Here is an 18910-nt window from a genome sequence, read left to right on the forward strand (position 1 = left end):
GGGGCAGAGACGACCATATTCTGTGGGCGTTAGCGCAGCTTTGGAGTTATTATGGGCACAGCACAAGAAACATCTTTTTTAAAAACACTTCCTTTATATGATTTGCATGAAAAAGCAGGAGCAAAATTTGGTGCTTTTGCGGGCTGGAACATGCCTTTAACTTATCCTCTTGGCGTTTTAAAAGAGCATCTTCATACGCGTGCACATGCAGGACTTTTTGATATTTCTCATATGAAATTGATTGCGGTTGAAGGGGCACAAGCTGTGGAATTTTTGTCCTATGCTTTTCCCATTGATGCAGCAGCTTTAAAGATTGGGCATTCACGGTATAATTATTTGCTTAATGAGCAGGCTGGTATTCTTGATGATCTTATCATTACCCGTTTGGAAGAGGGTCGTTTTATGTTGGTCGCCAATGCTGGGAATGCACAGGCTGATTTTGTAGAATTGGAAAAGCGTGCGGTTGATTTTGAATGTCAAATGATTGCCCTTGAAAGGGTATTGCTTGCGCTTCAAGGTCCTGAAGCGGCAGCTGTTCTTGCTGATGCCGATTTACCAGGGAATGAATTGTTCTTTATGCAAGGATTCGAACCACAACAGGATTGGTTTATAACGCGTTCTGGTTATACGGGAGAGGATGGTTTTGAAATTGCTTTGCCTATAGGGCATGCGCATATGTTGGCTGAAAAATTGCTGAGTGATTCTCGTGTTGAGTGGATTGGACTTGCAGCACGCGATAGCTTGCGGTTGGAAGCAGGGCTGTGTTTGCATGGAAATGATATTACCCCTGATACGACACCTATTGATGCGGCTCTAACATGGGCTGTTCCTAAAAGTGTTCGAGAAAAAGCACAATTTTATGGTGCGAAGGCTTTTCTTGAAGCACTGCAAAAAGGACCGGCTCGTTGTCGTGTTGGATTAAAACCGCAAACGCGCCAACCTATTCGTGCCGGTGCGCTGCTTCTTGATGATCAAGGTAATGAGATTGGCATTGTAACATCAGGTGGTTTTGGTCCTTCTTTTGATGGTCCTGTCGCGATGGGTTACGTTCCTGTTGATTTTAAAGTTGAAGGGACACAAGTCTTTACAGAACTGCGAGGCAAAAAGATTGTATTATCAGTTCATTCTCTTCCCTTTGTTGAACAACGTTATTTTAAAGGATGATTTTTTATGTCTAAAACTTATTTTACACATGACCATGAATGGCTTAGCGTTGAAGGGCAAGTGGTGACTGTTGGGGTTACGCATTATGCGCAAGAGCAATTAGGGGATTTGGTTTTTGTTGATTTACCACAAAGTGGAACAAAACTTTCCAAAGGAGAGGCGGCGGCTGTTGTGGAATCAGTGAAGGCGGCTTCAGATGTTTATGCTCCTCTTGATGGTGAAGTGGTCGAAATAAATGAAGCATTGGCTGATAATCCTGAATTGGTAAATCAGAAAGCCGAAACAGAAGGCTGGTTATGGAAAATGACATTGCAGGATGAGACACAACTGGAAGGGTTATTGGATAAAGATGCTTATAAGGCTTTGATTGGATGAGTGGCATGATCGAGCGTTCTTTTTCTTCTCGACATATTGGGCTGCGTCCTGATGAAACACAAAAAATGCTTGATGTTTTAGAGCTTGATTGTGTTGAGACACTCATTTCTCAAGCTGTTCCACACTCTATCCATTTGGGACGTTCATTGAATCTTCCAGAGGCCGCTAGTGAAGGACAAGCCTTGGAAGAACTCTCCAAGATGATGGAGCGTAATTGTGTGCACAAAAGTTTTATTGGGCAAGGATATCATGGAACTTATGTGCCTCCGGTTATTTTACGAAATCTTTTTGAAAATCCTGCTTGGTATACTGCTTATACGCCTTATCAAGCAGAAATTAGCCAGGGTCGTCTAGAACTTTTGTTTTATTTTCAGACATTGGTTAGTGAACTAACAGGTTTGCCTGTTTCTGCTGCTTCCCTTCTTGATGAAGCAACTGCTTTAGCTGAAGCCAATGCCCTTGCTTTTCGCTTTTTCCGTGAGAAAAAAACAAAAATTTCTCTTCAGAGTCTTTTACATCCTCAGACTTTGAGTGTTGCGCAAACGCGTGCTGAAACACAAGGGATTCAGATTAGCCAAAATGGCGCAATTGATTCTGATACAGCGGCAATTGTTTTATCTTGGCCAGATACAAAAGGTTCTTTTCATGATTACAGTGAGATCATAAAAGAGGCAAAGGAAAAGGGAACTTTAGTTATCGTTGTAGCTGATCCTTTAGCGCTTACCCTTCAGGAGCCACCGGCTCAATGGGGGGCAGATATCGTTGTTGGCTCTATGCAGCGTTATGGCGTTCCGATGGGATTTGGTGGTCCACATGCTGGTTACCTTGCCGTGAGTGATGCGTTAACGCGTCTTATTCCAGGGCGTATTGTTGGTCAATCCGTGGATACCAAAGGACGCGTTGGTTTTCGTTTAGCTTTGCAAACACGTGAACAACATATTCGGCGCGATAAAGCGACGTCAAATATTTGTACAGCGCAGGCTTTGTTGGCTAATATGGCAACCGCTTATGCTGTTTGGCATGGGCCAAAAGGCTTACAAGAAATTGCGCAGCGAATTCATCATTTAACATGTCGTTTTGTTGCTGGTTTAGAAGCAGCAGGGGTTCATGTTGAAGGGAAAAGCTTTTTTGATTGTGTGAGTATTTCTGTTAAGGGAAAAGCGCGAGAGATTGCGCATCAAGCCAAAATAGGTGGGCGCCTTATTCGTGTTCTCGATGATGACACTATTGTAATCAATTTTGATGAATTATCAACAGAAGAAGATGCAGGTGCTTTAGCGCAGCTTTTTGGGGCACAATTAGGCGATCAGGTTTCTCCACGATTCTTTGGAAAAAAACGGGATGCTGCTTTTCTTTCTCAGCCTTTTTTTCATGCGGTTCATTCAGAGACAGATATGATGCGTTTTTTGCGTCGTTTAGCGGATAAGGATTTGGCGCTGGATCGCGCTATGATCCCTCTTGGTTCTTGTACAATGAAGCTTAATGCCGCGGCCGAATTAATGCCTGTAAGTTGGGTTAGCATGGCCAATATACACCCCTTTGTTTCACAAGAGGATGCAGCGGGATATTTGGAGATGATCAACCAGTTAAATGCGTGGTTGTGCGAAATTACAGGATTTGCGCAAGTTTCTTTTCAGCCAAATTCTGGTGCTCAAGGAGAATATGCTGGTCTTTTGGCTATCCGACGATATTACCAATCACGGGGTGAACATCAACGTACAGTTTGTCTTATTCCTGCATCTGCGCATGGTACCAATCCAGCCTCAGCCCATATGGCAGGTATGGAAGTCGTTGTGGTAAAATGTTTAAGCGATGGTGATGTTGATGTAGACGATCTCAAGATGAAAGCGCAATTGCATAAAGATAAATTGGCTGCTCTTATGATTACTTATCCTTCAACCCATGGTGTTTACGAGGAAAGCATTAAGGAAATTTGTTCTATTATTCATGAAAATGGCGGACAAGTTTATTTTGATGGTGCTAATCTCAATGCCCTTGTGGGGCTTGCTCGTCCTGCGGATATTGGCGCTGATGTTTGTCATATGAATCTTCATAAAACATTTGCCATTCCTCATGGTGGTGGTGGTCCTGGTATGGGACCAATTGGAGTTGCAGCGCATCTCAAACCATTCTTACCAGGTCATGAACAAGATGGGACAACACATGCGGTTTCGGCTGCTCCTTATGGAAGTGCGTCTATTCTTGCGATTACATGGATGTATATTCGAATGATGGGGGCTGATGGCTTAAAATATGCAACACAAATAGCCATTTTAAATGCCAATTATATTGCTGAACGTCTTTCAGCCGCTTATTCCATTCTTTATCGGGGCAAGCATGGACGTGTTGCGCACGAATGTATTGTGGATACACGCGTGTTGAAAGAGCAGTATGGGGTGAGTGTTGATGATATTGCAAAACGTCTCATTGATTATGGATTCCATGCGCCCACGATGTCGTTTCCTGTTCCGGGAACTTTGATGATTGAGCCAACGGAATCGGAACCAAAAGCAGAGATTGATCGTTTTTGTGATGCTTTACTCTCTATTGCTGAAGAAGCTAAGAAAGTTGGTAGCGGGGTTTGGCCAAAAGACAATAATCCATTGGTGAATGCCCCTCATACAGTGGCAGATACTTTAGATGATGCTTGGGCACGACCCTATTCGCGACAAGAAGCTGCTTTTCCCAAAAGTTTTCTTGATCCAGCCAATAAATATTGGCCTCCTGTATCGCGTATTGATAATGTTGCGGGAGACAGAATACTCATTTGTTCGTGCCCGCCATTGGGAAATACCTATTAAATAACAAATATGTATTTAATTTGTTTATTTGCATAAACAAAAAAGCCCACACATTTTGTGTGGGTTTTATACTTGTTGATCATGTTACTATGGAATTATTTGTCTATTTTCTAGAATTTTGCATTGTTTTTTTATAACATGAGCAAAATCGAAAAAGTCGACAAAAAGTTGTATTTTGTCGGCAATAGGCATGCTCTCCTTTGCCTTCTACCGTATGGTATGGTTTTAGTGACTAGGCGGCATCGTTCTAGCCAGCTGGTTCACGTAAACGAGAGCGAAACCTACGGAGGATAGGATCCCGTCTGTTGCATGTGTTGTGACATACTCCTTCTCACTAAGGTGACGACGGCCGGTTGTAGAAGAATAAAATCAATTTTAGTGTTTTTGATGATAAAGACACGAGAAACTCTGTTGTTGCATCTTTTCGAGTCAAGAATTGTCTAAATATTTCTCTTTAATCTGCTTTTTGTAAATATGACGCAAAAATATGTAAGAACACTTGTTAGAATGAGTAAACGCAAAGCCAAGTGTATTATGGTTGTTTTTTACAAGGTGTCTTATAAAAAGCCAGCACATTTTTCCACTTCATTGCAGGTCAGTTTGTGACTTTACGGCGCTGTTTTCCTAAGAGCTCGTGTGCTTTAGCTGTTGCCTGTAAATCAACATCCAAACTTAATGCAGCAACATGTTTTGAGCCAGAGATTGAGAAAAAAAGAGCTTTATGAGTAGTTCCTGCTTTTGTCTGTCAGGTGAGGGCGGGGGATTGCGTATTTCTGTTGACGTAATCTTTGAAACTGGAAAACAATCTCATTTTGGAAAATGTAAAGCCGTAAAGGTGAAAATCAATCATCAGTTTGTCATCTCCTCTTAATTCAGCTTTGCGGCTTTCAAAAGTATTTAAAGCAATATTTTTTTAATAATGGGGATTACATATTGCTCCATACTTTATATTTATTGTGTTCTTTAGTGGGGGAATGATCCTCATGTAAAACAGAACGCTTCAAAAAGAATATATTTGGGTTGTTAATTCACATGTTTTTTTTAAAGAGATATTTCGCTCCTAATCCCATTTCGCGACGGCGCTTGTGAATGGTGTAAGGGGGTAAATCCATTGATCCCCCAATCTTTACGCTTCATAACGGAGTAAGCCGGCACTATCATACACTTTGCCAGCGCCTAATGTTATAGCTCTTGGCACTATGGTTCATAAGAGGCATTATTCTTTTCTTAAATCATTTTTATCTACACATAGTCCAGCTTGTGGTATGCAAGCGAATGATTTTAATTGGGAAATTAATTTTAAAAACTTTGTAGTAGATTCTTTTTTGTCAATTATGGGGAAAGGCTAAGTTTTTGTATTTTAGATGAAAGCTACTACCATAAAACAGTCCATCAACTTGCCTGTTTTGAGATTTCTGTGAATGTACGGTATCTATGACCATTCTATGTGGTTGATTGTTGTAAAATCTTTTGTAAAAGCCCCTCAATTTTCTAAAATGATGATTTTTATCAATTTATTTCTTTATGGCTAAAGAATTTTTATGTGTAAATGTATTTATAGCGGGAGCCAAGAGATGTTAGAATTTCATTGGGAAGGGTATCGGCATCTATAGATACTTTTTCAAGTGTTTGATGGGGACCAATGAGTTCTACCCAGTCACCAGTTTGAGGTTTTTGTTCAAGATCGGTCGTATCTACAATAATGGAATCCATAGAAACCCGCCCAACCATGGGAAGTTTGTGCCCGTTGAAATAAACAGTTCCTTTATTCGAAAGAGCACGGAGCCAGCCGTCTGCGTAGCCTATAGAAATGGTTGCAAGAGTGCTTGGTCTGTTGGTTATAAAGCTTTCTGCATAACCAACAGGTGCTCCTATATCAACAACGCGGCTTTGAATGACTTGGGCTTCAAGTTTTAAAACAGGTTTCAAAGGTGACGGGTGTTTTCCCCGCGGATCAACTCCGTAAAGTGCAATGCCTGGACGAACAAGATCAAAATAAAAATCTGATCCTAGAAAGATACCTCCAGAATTGGCAAAGGAAACTTTGCAAGCAGGCAATTGTGCAAGGATAGTTTTGAAAGAAGTCAATTGGGCATAATTTGATGGGTGGGTATCATCTTCTCCGTTAGAAAGATGACTAAGAATATATTTTATTTCTGCTTTTTCGAAAATTGTAGGGTGTTTGATGAGTTTTTGTAATTCTTTTTGATCCAGTCCTAATCGGTTCATATGGGTATCGATTTGAACAATTGCTGGAAATTTTTTATCTTTTTTTTGACAAATTTTTTGCCAATTTTCAATGGCATTCCAAGAGTTTAGAACAGGAACAATACCAGATTGTGCGACAAACTCTTCTGCTAAGTGTGGAAGTCCATTCAGAATGGCAATCGTGACATTTGATGGTAAAATGCTTTTTAATTGGAGTGCTTCTCTGATTTGTGCGACAAAAAAAGTGCGACAACCAGCTTGATAAAGGGCAGGAGCAATTTTGTGAGCTCCTAATCCATAGGCATTTGCTTTTACAACTGCTGAACATTGTGTTGGAGCTACACGTTTGGCTAAAGTGATATAATTGGCAACAATGGCACTGACATCGATGGTTGCTACAGCTGTATAGAGTGATGTATTTATTTCATCATTAACGGATTTGTTCATTTTAAAAGCTTATCTGTGTTCGTGAAATACGGAGTTTTTTTGGTTGTTTCATTGAGGTTCTTTACGATATAGGGAAAGACACTATTTGCTATGGTCAAAATCATAAGAAGCCTATGCTGCCATTAAAGTCATTTTTTATGTAAAATGGTACTCTGGATATAAGAGATACTTTAGTTTTATTTGTGTTGTTATCAACATGGTATCTTATAATGATTTGTAAAACATAGACTTTTTACTTATTTGCCCTCGTTTAGGCATATAAAAAAATAAACATAGTTTATTGTATTGTATCATTTTGAAGAGTGCAATGTTAGACTATTATTGCTGGTGTGATTGTTGTGATTAAATATTGCATTGGCTGCTTGTTTAGAGAAGGTAAAATGATTAAATTAACCACGTTAAATCAATGTATTACAAGTTTTCTACTATGAGGGGGAAGATCACTTATCTGTGCAATTTTGGATGTCGTCTCATGCACTTAAAATTATTTTTGTTAAATGGAAAACAGTGTGTAAACACTTTTTGATACATTAAAACTGTTGATTTAGAAAACTCGTTGATTTGGATATTATTTGTTTTCAAGATGGATTGGGTATCCAGTATTTACTTTCTAGTCTTTGATTGGTTTTAAGTGAAATCAATTTTATCGCTTATAGAGCGTGCTAGACTCATTTATTTAATTTTGACATAAAAGTGTTAACCTTGAGGCTTTTGTGTTGAGAAAATTGTTGGCAGATGGTTGTGCAAGTACTATATCACGTCAAGGATTCGAAATTTAACGTTCAATAAAGATATGGGGAAGAGTATGAATACGTCTGCTACCAATGTTCCGTCAAGCATCAGCAGCGTTGCAAATTTTCCGATTCCTGAGAATGTGTTCGCCCTTACTGTCCAAGAGGTTTGTCACTATACAGATCGGTTATTTAAATTCCGTCTGAATCGTCCGGAAAGTTTTCGTTTTCGTTCGGGTGAGTTTGTTATGATCGGTTTGCCAAATGCAGAAAAGCCGGTTTATCGCGCTTATTCGATTGCAAGTCCCTTTTGGGATGAACAGCTTGAGTTTTTTTCGATAAAAGTTCCAGGGGGACCTTTAACCGAGCATCTCCAAAAAATTAAAATTGGTGATACAGTTCTCATGCGTAAAAAATCTACAGGAACGCTGGTGCTTGATGCTCTTATTCCTGGAAAACGTCTTTATCTTCTTTCAACTGGGACGGGGATTGCTCCTTTTGCAAGCCTTATTCGTGATCCTGAAACTTATGAAAAATTTGCAGAAGTTGTCCTTATTCAAACAACGCGCGAAAAAAATGAGTTAATTTATGCAAAAGATCTTGTTTACTCTTTGCAACAAGATCCACTCATTGGAGAGTATGCACAACAGTTGAGATTTTATCCTATGACTACTCGTGAAGCTTCTGAGCATATGGGGCGTATTACAACTGTGATGGAAAGTGGGGACTTTTTTGAAACAACTGGCCTTCCTAAGATTCATCCTGATGAGGATCGGGTGATGATTTGTGGTTCCATGGCTATGTTAAAAGATTGCGCAAGGATGTGTGAAAGCTTTGGTCTTGTTGAAGGGGCTAATAATGCTCCTGCTACTTATGTTGTAGAGCGTGCTTTTGTGGAGTAATGAGTGGGAAAATTGGTGCTTTATCTTCTTTCAAACCGGTACGGTTTTTTTTCTTTTGCAAGCTTTATTTGTGAGCCTGACATTTATGAAAAATTTTCAGAAGTTGTTCTTATTTAAATAACGCGCGAAAAAAATGAGTTAATTTATGCAAAAGATCTTGTTTCCTCTTTGCAATAAAATCCACTCATTGTGGGGCATATGCACAACAGCTGAAATTTTATTCTATGACTACTTGTGAGCTTTCTGAGCATATGGGGCGTATTACGACTGTTATGGAGAGTGGGTGCTTTTTTGAAACAAGCGGCTTTGAAACAATAGCACTCGCAAAATTCATCTCGATGAAGATCGGGTGATGATTTATGGTTTTATGACGATGTTAAAAGATTGCGCAAAGATGTGTGAAAGCTTTGGTCTTGTTGAAGGGGCTGATATTCTTGCACTTTACATTATATTGTAGAATATTGTAGAAAGAGCTTTTTTCGAGGGAGAGGGAAGTTGTGATGCGGTATATGCTAATGCAGTAATCGAATCCCAATCACTTATTGCAATGAGTTTTTGGGGCGCTATCCAAGAACCTCCAACGCAGAAGACATTGGGCAGTTGGAGCCATTGTGTTGCACTTTTTTGTGTAATACCGCCTGTTGGGCAAAACCGGATATCAGAGAAGGGAGATGCTAAAGCTTCGATGAAGGAAATACCTCCAGCAGCTTCAGCAGGGAAAAATTTAAGATATGAATAGCCTTTGTTTAATGCTTGCATGAGTTCACTTGGGGTCATTGCAGCGGGAAGAAGGGGAATTTCACTATTTTTTGCACAATTGATTAGTTCATTGGATAATCCGGGGCTTACAATAAACTTGGCTCCAGCTTGTTCGGCTTTTTCGTAATGTGTTGTGTTGAGAATTGTGCCGGCTCCAACAATTGCTTCAGGAACTTCTTGTGTAATTTTCTGAATTGCTTTGAGGGCATTTGGTGTTCGCAAGGTGATCTCAATTGTTTTTAATCCACCTTTGACAAGAGCGCGTGTTAAGGGTACAGCACTTTGTAGATTGTCAATGAGTAAAATAGGTATGACAGTTTGTCCTTGGAGATATAATAAAAGCTTTTCTCTTTTTTGGCACATGATATTTTTTCTTCTTGGAGATGATATTATTTGTATCGTTTGATTAAGCACAATATGTTAAAGAGTACATGAATAAATCTTGAAATTGAATGAAACGCGCGTTATGGCAAAACACATGGAAAAGAATTTTAAAGTTGCTGCACTTTATTGCTTTGCAGATTTGAAGCATTATCATCAATTACAAAAACCTTTGCAGGATTTATGTCAAGCAAAGGATATCAAGGGCACTCTGCTTTTAGCACAAGAGGGCATTAATGGAACGGTTGCTGGTTCTTGTGCTGCGATTGAGGCATTGGTGGATTTTATTACGGCTGAGCCAGCGTTTCAAACGCCGGAGATTAAATATTCATGGGCATCAAAAATGCCTTTTCATCGCATGAAAGTGCGTTTGAAAAAAGAGATTGTGACAATGGGGGTTGAAGGGGTTGATCCGCTAAAAGTTGTTGGTACTTATGTTGATCCTGAAGATTGGAATGCTCTTATTCAAGATGAAGAGACAATTTTAATCGATACACGGAATGACTATGAATATGCGATAGGGAGTTTTCAAGGAGCGATTGATCCGCAGATTAAAACATTTCGCGAATTTCCTGAATGGGTGCGTAAACATGAGGCTGAGTTAAAGAAAAAAAAGAAAATTGCCATGTTTTGTACAGGTGGTATTCGGTGTGAAAAATCAACAGCTTATGTTCGTGATCTTGGTTATGAGCAAGTCTACCATCTAAAAGGAGGTATTCTAAAATATTTAGAAAAAATTCCAAAAGAGAAAAGTTTATGGTGGGGTGAGTGTTTTGTTTTTGATGAGCGTGTTTCTGTTCAACATGGTCTTGAAGAATGTGGACGCGAATTATGTCGCGCGTGTCGTTCTCCTCTTAATGCTGAAAGCAAACTATCGCCTCATTATGAGGAAGGTGTTTCCTGTGATGCTTGTTATAACACGCGTAGTGAAGCCGATAGAGAGCGCTTTCGTGAGCGCCATAGGCAATTTCAATTGTTGAAGTTGCGTGCAATTGATTCTCATCAAGGGACATAAGGATATCGCAGTGTAGAGTTTTAAGTTGTAGCGTTTTTCTCTTAAATTTAAGAGAGAAGAGTTTTTTAATATTGGTAGAAAAATATTTTATAAGACCGGATATTATTCGGTCTTTTTGTTTATGTTAAATTATTTGACTTATAAATAATCATTATAGATTATTCGCTCTCCTTGACTTTATAGGATTGAGTTTTCAGATACTTTTCATTTTAAAATAGAACAGCCGTTCACCAACAGCGCAGAGGAGGGAGATTTATAGATTAAGAGAAAAGCGTATGAATAAGATGTGATTAATAAGAGGAGATGAAAAAGCAGATGCTAGGTGGAAAAAATAAAATGATAATAGGAGTTTATAATTTCAGAACTTAATATAGTACATTAATTTATAATGATAATTTATTTTCATTTGAATAAAAGAGTTCAATATTGTGAACTTTATTGCTTTCAGATTAGATGAGAACGAATCGCGTAAAACTCATTCACTTGTACGTTGCAAATGGGAGCAACGTGTGGACAAAAATCATTTCAGATAAGGTGTTATGAAACATTTCAATATAGGAGTTTCTGCAATATTGGGAGTTGGCAGATAGAATGGGAGCGTTTGTTTTTAATTTCATAAGTATAAAGAGGGTGAGATGTAGTTGATCTATATCATACAAGCTATATTATACGGGGATTTCTTCATGATATTTTGCTTAAGCGATGCTGTGAAATGAATGTGGAAGCAGGGATGTTTTTTAGGATGTAAATGAGAAAGATGATGGCGTTTTGTTGGGCGGAAGGACACGTTATCTTTAAAGACGATGGTGCTTCAGTCGTTACTATCCTCAGTCTTCAATGTTGGTCATCTTTGCATTTGAGAGGATATATAAGAGGTACTCCTTTTTTCAATTGTTTTTTATTTGTGATGCGCAAAAGAATGATTTTAATTGATTCATTGTAAGAGGGGTGAAATAAGAGGATTTTATAATGGGATTTTTATTTAAGGGCACAATAATAAATTGTCATTATAAATTAATGTTTTGAGTAATTTATTTTGCGTTATTTTCTGCTGCGGATATTAGGAGATAGAATAGGGTAAAGAAACGAGGGGCTTTAAAAGCAAGACAGTGATTTATGTTGCACGGATAATGTAAGGGGTGTGATCTCATGAAAGCGGATGGATGGCTTTGTCTGGGGGAGAGTGTTGTTTTTTTGCACCATTTTATCTTTAAGAATTAAAAAATGTTTAAAATTAAAAAAATGATTGAAATGAGAAAGGATTCGTTTTATAGGATGCCTTGCCCAAAGTCGCACGTGCCTGTGGGTGTCCGCTGGTTCTCAAATGGTGAGATTAACCGGTACGGTACCTGGAACTAACCGCTCCAGTCATTCTTACAGCCAATTGCAAGAATGAGGGCATCTTGAAGCAACGACGGTGCGGGCCTTTCTGGTGTCTTCCAGCTTTTAAATGCTGGGATAACTATAGAGGCACACCTCATTGCCTTCAGTGCGGAAGTGGTTTTCTCAACTCCAATCAAAAAGGCAGATAAAATAGAATAACGCGGCTTTCGCGCTGTTCTTTCGCTGCATGCAATGCTAATTTCTGATTTTTTGTAATCAGAATGGGGATGGTTGTTGTGTGTTTTTTGTCCTTTAGCTTTTGGCAGCTTTGGCTGTCCAAGCATAGAGTGGGGGAGCTTTCCCTCAAGGAGAATTGCAGATGGCAACGCAACGTATTCGCGATTTTCTTGCAACACATCGTTCTGAAGGTCCATGCTTAATTGTTGACCTTGATGTTGTTCGTGACAACTATTTAAATTTTGAAAAAGCTCTGCCGCAGTCTCGTATTTTTTACGCAATAAAGGCAAATCCAGCTCCTGAAATCTTGCGTTTGCTGAGTTCTTTAGGATCTTCTTTTGATGCGGCTTCTGTTGCAGAAATTGAAATGGCTTTAAAAGCAGGAGCAACGTCAGAGCGTATTTCTTTTGGGAATACGATTAAAAAAGAGCGTGATATTGCACGGGCATATGCATTGGGAGTTTCACTTTATGCCGTTGATTGTGTTGAAGAAGTGGAAAAAATTGCGCGTGTTGCTCCAGGAACACGTGTTTTTTGCCGTGTTCTTACCGATGGCAAAGGTGCAGAGTGGCCATTGTCACGCAAATTCGGTTGTGTTCCAGCTATGGCGGTTGATGTTCTAAGACGGGCACATCAATTGGGTTTGCAAGCCTACGGTGTTTCTTTTCATGTTGGATCTCAGCAGGTTGATCTGAGTGCGTGGGATCGTGCTTTATCGGATGCTGCTACAGTGTTTAAGCGTTTGGAACAAGAAGGTATTTCACTGAAATTGGTGAATATGGGGGGTGGTTTTCCAACGCGTTATTTGAAAGATGTCCCTACAGAACAAGCTTATGGTACAGCAGTTTTTGATTCATTGAAAAAGCATTTTGGTAATCGTATCCCTGAGACGATTATTGAGCCAGGACGTGCGATGGTTGGCAATGCTGGTGTTATTCGTACAGAAGTTGTTCTAATATCTAAAAAAGCTGATAATGATAATGTACGATGGGTTTATCTTGATATTGGAAAATTTAATGGTCTTGCTGAGACTATGGATGAAGCCATTCGTTATCCTATTGAGACACCTCATGATGATAAGGTAATGGAGCCTTGTATTTTGGCTGGACCAACATGCGATTCGGCAGATGTTCTCTATGAAAAAACACCTTATCCGCTTCCTCTATCCCTAACGATAGGAGATGAAATATTGATTCATGGAACGGGTGCTTACACAACAACTTACGCATCGGTTGCTTTTAATGGTTTTGAGCCTTTACGATCATATGTGATCTGAGGTTTCCTTTTAACTATAGTTTTTTTAGACTTTTGGCTATGCTCGTCATGGCGCTATAAGAGGGCGGTCATTGAGATGAACATGATGAACTTTCAAACAAAAGATGGGGCATATTTTACACTTTTATTGGAGCAAGAAACCGATAAGCCTTATCGAGAAATTTTGCTTGATTCAACGATGGGGTATGGACGTAAACGTAAATCATCAGAGGCTTTACGTCGTGGTCGGTTAGCTGCTCAAGGACTTTCTTTTGTGGTTAAAAATGCGCTTGGAGAGCTTGTGGGAAGTGTCCGTCTTTGGCATGTTTCTTTTTTTAAAAGAAAAAATAAAACACAACATGCTTTACTTTTGGGCCCCTTGGCTGTTGCATCTGAATGTGCTGGTATGGGAATAGGATCAATTTTAGTCCGCCATGCAATTGAAACAGCAAAAAAATTGGGATATGGCGCCATTTTTCTGGTAGGGGATTTTGAATTTTATAAACGTTTTGGCTTTTCAAATAGTTTAACAGAAAATTTGGCAATGCCTGGTCCTTACGAAAAGCATCGCTTTCAAGCGTTGGAACTGATACCACATTATCTTTTTGGGTGTTATGGTACTTTGGTTCCTAGTGGAGAACGAGAAGTTTCAAATCGTTTTCAGCATCATAAAGTGGCTTGAAGATCGTGTTTATTTTGTTTTTCAACAGCTGGCTTTGAGGAGAGCATACTGTTTTGGCTAGAGCCAAAGTATTTAGCGGTACAAAGTTTTTGGGGAGTTGTATTGCGATTTTATTATATGGCTGGTTTCTTATTTTTGATAATTTCAGTTAAGTGAGTAGGAATATATTTTAAGCTCATTTTTTGAAATAGCGTCCTATTTTATAATATTAAAGGAACCGGATTTTTGAGTGGTTTTGTATTCTTTTAAAGCCAGTATCATCATACATTTTCCAGTTTTCAATATCGTTGGTAGATCTTGCATCGAAACGGTTGGATATTTTACTTTTTTCTTAAACAGTTTTTGTTTCTTTGCTTTTTATGTGCAAGGGAATGGTTTTGATTGATTCAATAGAGAGATATTTTGAGAAATTTTATACAATTTTAGCGCTTGTTGAAAGAGAAGGGGCTTAAGAAAGAAAAAACTGCAGCAGTAGAATCAAAATTATAGGTATCAGCTTTTTTAAAAGAGTGTAAAAAAATAAAATTACATGTTCAAAAGCAGCTTTTTTGAAAAAAAATATATCATTACTTTTTTGCTATAAAGGTAAATCGTTTTGCAATTGGCATGAGAGGATCAAATACAAAATGATTTTTTCATGTAAAATTTTGCATTCAGAATCAAAAAACGTTACTCTACACATTATAAGGGAAATAGGTGTGTGAATAAAAATCACAAGAATCATAAATCTTTTATGAATATTCTTGTAAGACTCAAAAGAGTAAAGGGCAAAGAATCTTTTAATCTTTTGTGCCCTATGGTGATAAATCAAAAATCTTATAGAAATAGCTGCTTTATCTTTATAGTGTGGAGCACGTTAGGTAAGATCTTTGTTTACCGATCATCTAAAACAATTTTTGTATGCGAGAAGTTATTTTAAAAGTGCGTAAAGAGCCCGCATTGAAAAGAATTTTTATCAGAAGAATCATTTAGAATCGCATATTTATTTATACTGTCTCTTGAGAAAAGATAAAGTGCATAGGAAGCGAGGAAAGTGATAAGGATAAAAAATATTTCTCAATTTTAATTAAGCTTAGTGATTTGGTGGTGAATCCATGAGAGGTGGTATTTTTTTGAGAAACATGGTCATAAATGTCAAAACACCAAAGATGATGGTTATGATAAAGAAAATATCACTAAAAGCCATAATCATTGCTTGTATGCGTACCATATTAAACAATTGAGAAAGAGCCAGGGTATAGGAATCAAAGGTTTCTGTTTTGAATAATAAAGTAAGCTTTGAAAGCATTTCAGTTGCTTGTCTGTTTGCGTGGTTAAGTGTTTCGGCTATTCGTTCATAATGGAAGTGCGTGCGTTTTGTCATGAGAGTGCTGATAATGGCAAGCCCTACAGCACCACCTAGATTCCGTGTGAGATTAAAGAGTCCAGAAGCATTTTGCATTCGTTCTGGTGGGAGTGTTCCCAAGGCAATATTATTAATAGGAACCATACATAACATTACAGAAGCACCACGGAAAACTTGCGGCCAAAAAAGCTGCCAAAAATCCCACTTATCTGTGATAGTGCTTGCCATCCAAGTGCCTATTGCAAAACCAAAAAGTCCTATTGCCATCATTAAACGTGCATCCATTCGTGCTGAAAGGAATCCTGCAAGGGGAGCCGTTAATAACATGACGAATCCTGAAAGAAACAATGTTTCTCCAATCATAAGGGCATCATAATGGCGGATTTGGCTCAAATAGACAGGATAAAGGTACGTGAGTCCATAAAGGCCTATCCCCAGTGAAAAGGAAAAAATGGATGCAGCTGAAAAATTAAAATTAGAAAAAGTAGAGAGATCTACAATGGGTTCTTTTGCTGTAAAAGCACGCCAGAAGAACAAGGCGGCAGCAAGAATCATGATAATGAACAAATTCCGAACCAGCTTATCATTCAGCCAATCATGACGTGCGCCTTCTTCTAGTACATACTCTAAAGTTCCTAGAAAAACAGCCATAGAAATGAGCCCCAACCAGTCAAATTTAGCCATGAGAGATGGATTTGCTTTATCAAAATCAATCAACTTCCAAGCGAGAATTGAAATAATAATCCCAAAAGGCACATTAATGAGAAAAAGCCAGTGCCATGATAAGATATGACAAAGATAACCTCCGACCGTTGGACCAATAGTAGGGGCTAATGTTGCGACTAGTCCAACAATAGGGGTAACAATTGGGCGTTTAGAAGGAGGAAAAAGAACATAAGAGGCGACAAAAACGCTTGGGATAATTCCTCCACCAATAAAACCTTGCAATGCACGGTAGATAATCATCTCTCCAATAGATGTTGCTGTTGCACAAAGAACAGAAGTAATCGTAAACCCGATCGCTGATATGGTGAAGAAAACACGTGTTGAAAGCAATCTTCCTAAGAATCCAGAAAGGGGCAACATGATGACTTCAGCGATGAGATAGGAGGTTTGAACCCATGAAATTTCTTCAGAGCTTGCAGAAAGACCAGCTTGAACTTCGGCTAAAGAGGAGGCAACGATTTGTATATCCAAAATCGCCATGAACATGCCAAAGGCCATAACTGTGAAAATCACAATGTTACGGATTTCTATGCGCTCTTGAGACTGTATGGGCTTTGGTATTGAAGATGTCATAATAATGAGGTCATTTGCTTGTTATTATAAGAGACTTTTATCTTGTGGTTTTGTACGTGTATCAACTTCTACTGAAACACTCATTCCTGCTCGGATATGTCCGGTCTTTAAGACTTCTTCTGGAATAGAAATACGTATGGGAATGCGTTGGACAATCTTTGTAAAGTTACCGGTTGCGTTTTGTGGAGGAAGAAGAGAAAAAACAGCACCTGTTGCGGGTGAAATAGAAAGCACTGTTCCTGTAAAGACTTGCTTTTTGAAGGCATCAACAGAAATATAAGCCTTTTGTCCCGCATGAATATTTTGCAACTGTGTTTCTTTATAGTTTGCTTCAATATAAAGTGCATGGATGGGGACTAACGCTGCAAGACGTTGGCCATTTACAACAAAATCTCCCGTTTTTGCTGTTAAATTTCCTATGATTCCATCAAATGGCGCGCGTATAATGGTTGAATCAAGATCACGTTGTGCTTTTTCACGCGAAAGTTCTAAACTCTTTGTTTGGCTTTCTGTTTCACTTCGTTGTGCTTCTAGTACTCGGATATTTGCACGTGCTGCAGCGATTTGTGCATCTGCTCTGTTAATATTTGCAATGGCTTGTTCATAAGCTGATTTGGCATCATCGACATCAGATTGAGGAGCATAACGATTGGCTTTCAGTTCTGTTACACGTTTTAAGGTGAGTTGTGCATTGGTTGCTATGGCTGAAGCGGCTGTTTTTTGCGCTTTTGCATCATCTAAAGCACTATGAGCGGCTGTGATTTGTGCATCAATGCGTAGAAGTGTTTTTTTCTGTGTGTCAAGATGCGCTTTTGTTTGATCCAAGGCTATTTGATAATCACCATTGTCTAAGTAAAATAAAACATCGTCCTTTTTTACAACTTGGTTGGCTTTAATGGCAATTTTTTCAATATATCCATTTAATTTAGTCGCAATAGCGGCTATATCTCCTTGTACATAGGCATCTTCAGTGGATAGCATATAACGCCATTGCGTTATCCATTTGTAGCTAAACCAAAGCACAAAGAGTGCAAAGACAATAAGAAGAGCCTTGATTACTTTCTTTTTTTGCGTTTTATTGAAATTTTTGGTTGAAAAAATTGTCTCAGCTACGGACATGATTTTATACTTTCAATATTTATGTTCCAATGAGTATAATAAACCCATCACTAAGATCGGTGATATACATGCACGGACGATAAGAGCTTTTCAAACAATAAGGTGATCCCTGGTACATAATGCTAAATATATAAACTTGCAAGTTAGAGATCTTGTTTTCAAGTTAGCGGTCTTATTTTATTGCGCATTTTTTACAAAGACCTCGTACTTCTAGGGTGCTTTTATGTGCTTGGAAGTCAACAGCTTGAACCATCTGTTTTAAACTCGATACAATCGTTTGATTTTGTATTTCGTTGACTGTGCCACAGTTTTCGCAAATTATAAACGTTGTAAGTTCATGTTGACAGTTTTCAGGGTGTAAACAGACCATAAAGGCATTTACACTTTCAAGACGATGAATACACTTTAACTGTACGAGTTTTTCTAACGCACGATAAACTTGGAGAGGTGCACGAAAACCTTCTTCGCGTAAGTGATTGAGAATCGCATAAGCACTTAAAGGCCCTTTTGCATTTTTTAAAGTGTTTAAAACCAATGTTTGGTTACGCGTCAGTTTAGATGACATTGACATCTTCCTTTTGCTCCCATGGAAAAGCATAAAGCGTGTAAGATATTTATGCAATGGTGATTATAGAATATGTACTCTATCTTTAGCCTTTTACATGACATCCTTGCGATATATAAGAAAAGTTGCAATCGTTGTGAGGGGAGGGGTATTATAATCTGAAAGCCGCCGCTATCGGGCATGAAAGTTTTATACGCTTCTTATTTTGCCTATAATTGCTTGTTGCCAATAATATCTTGAAATAGGATTTTTTGTTTAATATTTTATTGGTATTGTTTGGGGCATTTTATTTAAAAAAAATAA

14 protein-coding genes and 1 pseudogene are annotated in these 18910 nt (G+C 38.6%); 9 read left to right on the forward strand and 6 right to left on the reverse strand.

Annotated features, from left to right (window positions below):
• Positions 1-51 precede the first annotated feature (51 nt).
• From gcvT to ACFIMX_RS10200, 4 genes are all read left to right on the forward strand, one after another.
• The gene (gene gcvT, locus ACFIMX_RS10185) at positions 52-1164 is read left to right on the forward strand and encodes a glycine cleavage system aminomethyltransferase GcvT (protein ID WP_375618536.1); all 1113 of its coding nucleotides are present in this window, start codon (positions 52-54) and stop codon (positions 1162-1164) included.
• 6 nt (positions 1165-1170) lie between these two features.
• Positions 1171-1539: a glycine cleavage system protein GcvH gene (gene gcvH / locus ACFIMX_RS10190; protein ID WP_375618535.1), complete on the forward strand. Its 369-nt coding sequence runs from the start codon at positions 1171-1173 to the stop codon at positions 1537-1539.
• A 5-nt stretch (positions 1540-1544) separates the two neighbouring features.
• Positions 1545-4340, forward strand: coding sequence for an aminomethyl-transferring glycine dehydrogenase (gene gcvP, locus ACFIMX_RS10195; protein WP_375694443.1), 2796 nt, complete (start codon positions 1545-1547; stop codon positions 4338-4340).
• Between the two features lie 721 nt (positions 4341-5061).
• A complete protein-coding gene (locus ACFIMX_RS10200; protein ID WP_375618534.1) occupies positions 5062-5211 on the forward strand; it encodes a hypothetical protein in 150 nt (49 codons plus the stop codon).
• A 668-nt stretch (positions 5212-5879) separates the two neighbouring features.
• Here the strand turns inward: ACFIMX_RS10200 and alr are convergent.
• Positions 5880-6995 (reverse strand): alanine racemase, encoded by a 1116-nt coding sequence (gene alr / locus ACFIMX_RS10205; RefSeq protein WP_375694438.1) that lies wholly within the window; start codon positions 6993-6995, stop codon positions 5880-5882.
• Between the two features lie 805 nt (positions 6996-7800).
• Here alr and ACFIMX_RS10210 point away from each other — a divergent pair.
• Positions 7801-8628 carry a ferredoxin--NADP reductase gene (locus tag ACFIMX_RS10210; protein WP_375618532.1) on the forward strand — a complete coding sequence of 276 codons (828 nt, stop codon included), beginning with the start codon at positions 7801-7803 and terminating at the stop codon, positions 8626-8628.
• A gap of 18 nt (positions 8629-8646) precedes the next feature.
• Positions 8647-9085, forward strand: a pseudogene (locus ACFIMX_RS10215) (ferredoxin--NADP reductase); the annotation flags it as partial.
• Here the strand turns inward: ACFIMX_RS10215 and eda are convergent.
• Complete coding sequence (gene eda / locus ACFIMX_RS10220) at positions 9070-9750, reverse strand: bifunctional 4-hydroxy-2-oxoglutarate aldolase/2-dehydro-3-deoxy-phosphogluconate aldolase (RefSeq protein WP_375640758.1); 681 nt, start codon at positions 9748-9750, stop codon at positions 9070-9072. The pseudogene ACFIMX_RS10215 and the gene eda sit on opposite strands and share 16 nt — an antisense overlap.
• A 115-nt stretch (positions 9751-9865) precedes the next feature.
• Between eda and ACFIMX_RS10225 the strand changes: the two genes are divergently transcribed.
• The gene (locus ACFIMX_RS10225; RefSeq protein WP_375618546.1) at positions 9866-10783 is read left to right on the forward strand and encodes a rhodanese-related sulfurtransferase; all 918 of its coding nucleotides are present in this window, start codon (positions 9866-9868) and stop codon (positions 10781-10783) included.
• 1355 nt (positions 10784-12138) lie between these two features.
• On the opposite strand, the gene ACFIMX_RS10230 is transcribed toward ACFIMX_RS10225, so the two are convergent.
• Positions 12139-12450: a hypothetical protein gene (locus ACFIMX_RS10230; protein ID WP_375694439.1), complete on the reverse strand. Its 312-nt coding sequence runs from the start codon at positions 12448-12450 to the stop codon at positions 12139-12141.
• Between the two features lie 35 nt (positions 12451-12485).
• On the opposite strand from ACFIMX_RS10230, the gene ACFIMX_RS10235 reads away from it, so the two are divergent.
• Positions 12486-13619 (forward strand): type III PLP-dependent enzyme, encoded by a 1134-nt coding sequence (locus ACFIMX_RS10235; RefSeq protein ID WP_375618529.1) that lies wholly within the window; start codon positions 12486-12488, stop codon positions 13617-13619.
• A 75-nt stretch (positions 13620-13694) separates the two neighbouring features.
• The gene (locus tag ACFIMX_RS10240) at positions 13695-14279 is read left to right on the forward strand and encodes a GNAT family N-acetyltransferase (protein WP_375694440.1); all 585 of its coding nucleotides are present in this window, start codon (positions 13695-13697) and stop codon (positions 14277-14279) included.
• A gap of 1072 nt (positions 14280-15351) precedes the next feature.
• Here ACFIMX_RS10240 and ACFIMX_RS10245 read toward each other — a convergent pair.
• The 3 genes from ACFIMX_RS10245 to ACFIMX_RS10255 form a co-directional block, all read right to left on the reverse strand.
• On the reverse strand, positions 15352-16923 hold the full coding sequence (locus ACFIMX_RS10245) for a DHA2 family efflux MFS transporter permease subunit (RefSeq protein ID WP_375694441.1): 1572 nt from the start codon (positions 16921-16923) through the stop codon (positions 15352-15354).
• A 24-nt stretch (positions 16924-16947) separates the two neighbouring features.
• Complete coding sequence (locus ACFIMX_RS10250; RefSeq protein ID WP_375694442.1) at positions 16948-18042, reverse strand: HlyD family secretion protein; 1095 nt, start codon at positions 18040-18042, stop codon at positions 16948-16950.
• 172 nt (positions 18043-18214) lie between these two features.
• Positions 18215-18607, reverse strand: coding sequence for a Fur family transcriptional regulator (locus ACFIMX_RS10255; RefSeq protein ID WP_375612302.1), 393 nt, complete (start codon positions 18605-18607; stop codon positions 18215-18217).
• Positions 18608-18910 lie beyond the last annotated feature (303 nt).

It is taken from the genome of Bartonella sp. AD24XZML (genome assembly GCF_042196485.1).
Lineage (GTDB): Bacteria > Pseudomonadota > Alphaproteobacteria > Rhizobiales > Rhizobiaceae > Bartonella.

Excerpts from the sequence above, each read along its gene's own strand:
- gcvT (WP_375618536.1), top strand. The coding sequence starts at position 52 with ATGGGCACAGCACAAGAAACATCTTTTTTAAAAACACTTCCTTTATAT.
- gcvH (WP_375618535.1), top strand. The coding sequence starts at position 1,171 with ATGTCTAAAACTTATTTTACACATGACCATGAATGGCTTAGCGTTGAA.
- gcvP (WP_375694443.1), top strand. The coding sequence starts at position 1,545 with ATGATCGAGCGTTCTTTTTCTTCTCGACATATTGGGCTGCGTCCTGAT.
- ACFIMX_RS10200 (WP_375618534.1), top strand. The coding sequence starts at position 5,062 with ATGAGTAGTTCCTGCTTTTGTCTGTCAGGTGAGGGCGGGGGATTGCGT.
- alr (WP_375694438.1), bottom strand. The coding sequence starts at position 6,995 with ATGAACAAATCCGTTAATGATGAAATAAATACATCACTCTATACAGCT.
- ACFIMX_RS10210 (WP_375618532.1), top strand. The coding sequence starts at position 7,801 with ATGAATACGTCTGCTACCAATGTTCCGTCAAGCATCAGCAGCGTTGCA.
- eda (WP_375640758.1), bottom strand. The coding sequence starts at position 9,750 with ATGTGCCAAAAAAGAGAAAAGCTTTTATTATATCTCCAAGGACAAACT.
- ACFIMX_RS10225 (WP_375618546.1), top strand. The coding sequence starts at position 9,866 with ATGGAAAAGAATTTTAAAGTTGCTGCACTTTATTGCTTTGCAGATTTG.
- ACFIMX_RS10230 (WP_375694439.1), bottom strand. The coding sequence starts at position 12,450 with ATGCTTGGACAGCCAAAGCTGCCAAAAGCTAAAGGACAAAAAACACAC.
- ACFIMX_RS10235 (WP_375618529.1), top strand. The coding sequence starts at position 12,486 with ATGGCAACGCAACGTATTCGCGATTTTCTTGCAACACATCGTTCTGAA.
- ACFIMX_RS10240 (WP_375694440.1), top strand. The coding sequence starts at position 13,695 with ATGAACATGATGAACTTTCAAACAAAAGATGGGGCATATTTTACACTT.
- ACFIMX_RS10245 (WP_375694441.1), bottom strand. The coding sequence starts at position 16,923 with ATGACATCTTCAATACCAAAGCCCATACAGTCTCAAGAGCGCATAGAA.
- ACFIMX_RS10250 (WP_375694442.1), bottom strand. The coding sequence starts at position 18,042 with ATGTCCGTAGCTGAGACAATTTTTTCAACCAAAAATTTCAATAAAACG.
- ACFIMX_RS10255 (WP_375612302.1), bottom strand. The coding sequence starts at position 18,607 with ATGTCATCTAAACTGACGCGTAACCAAACATTGGTTTTAAACACTTTA.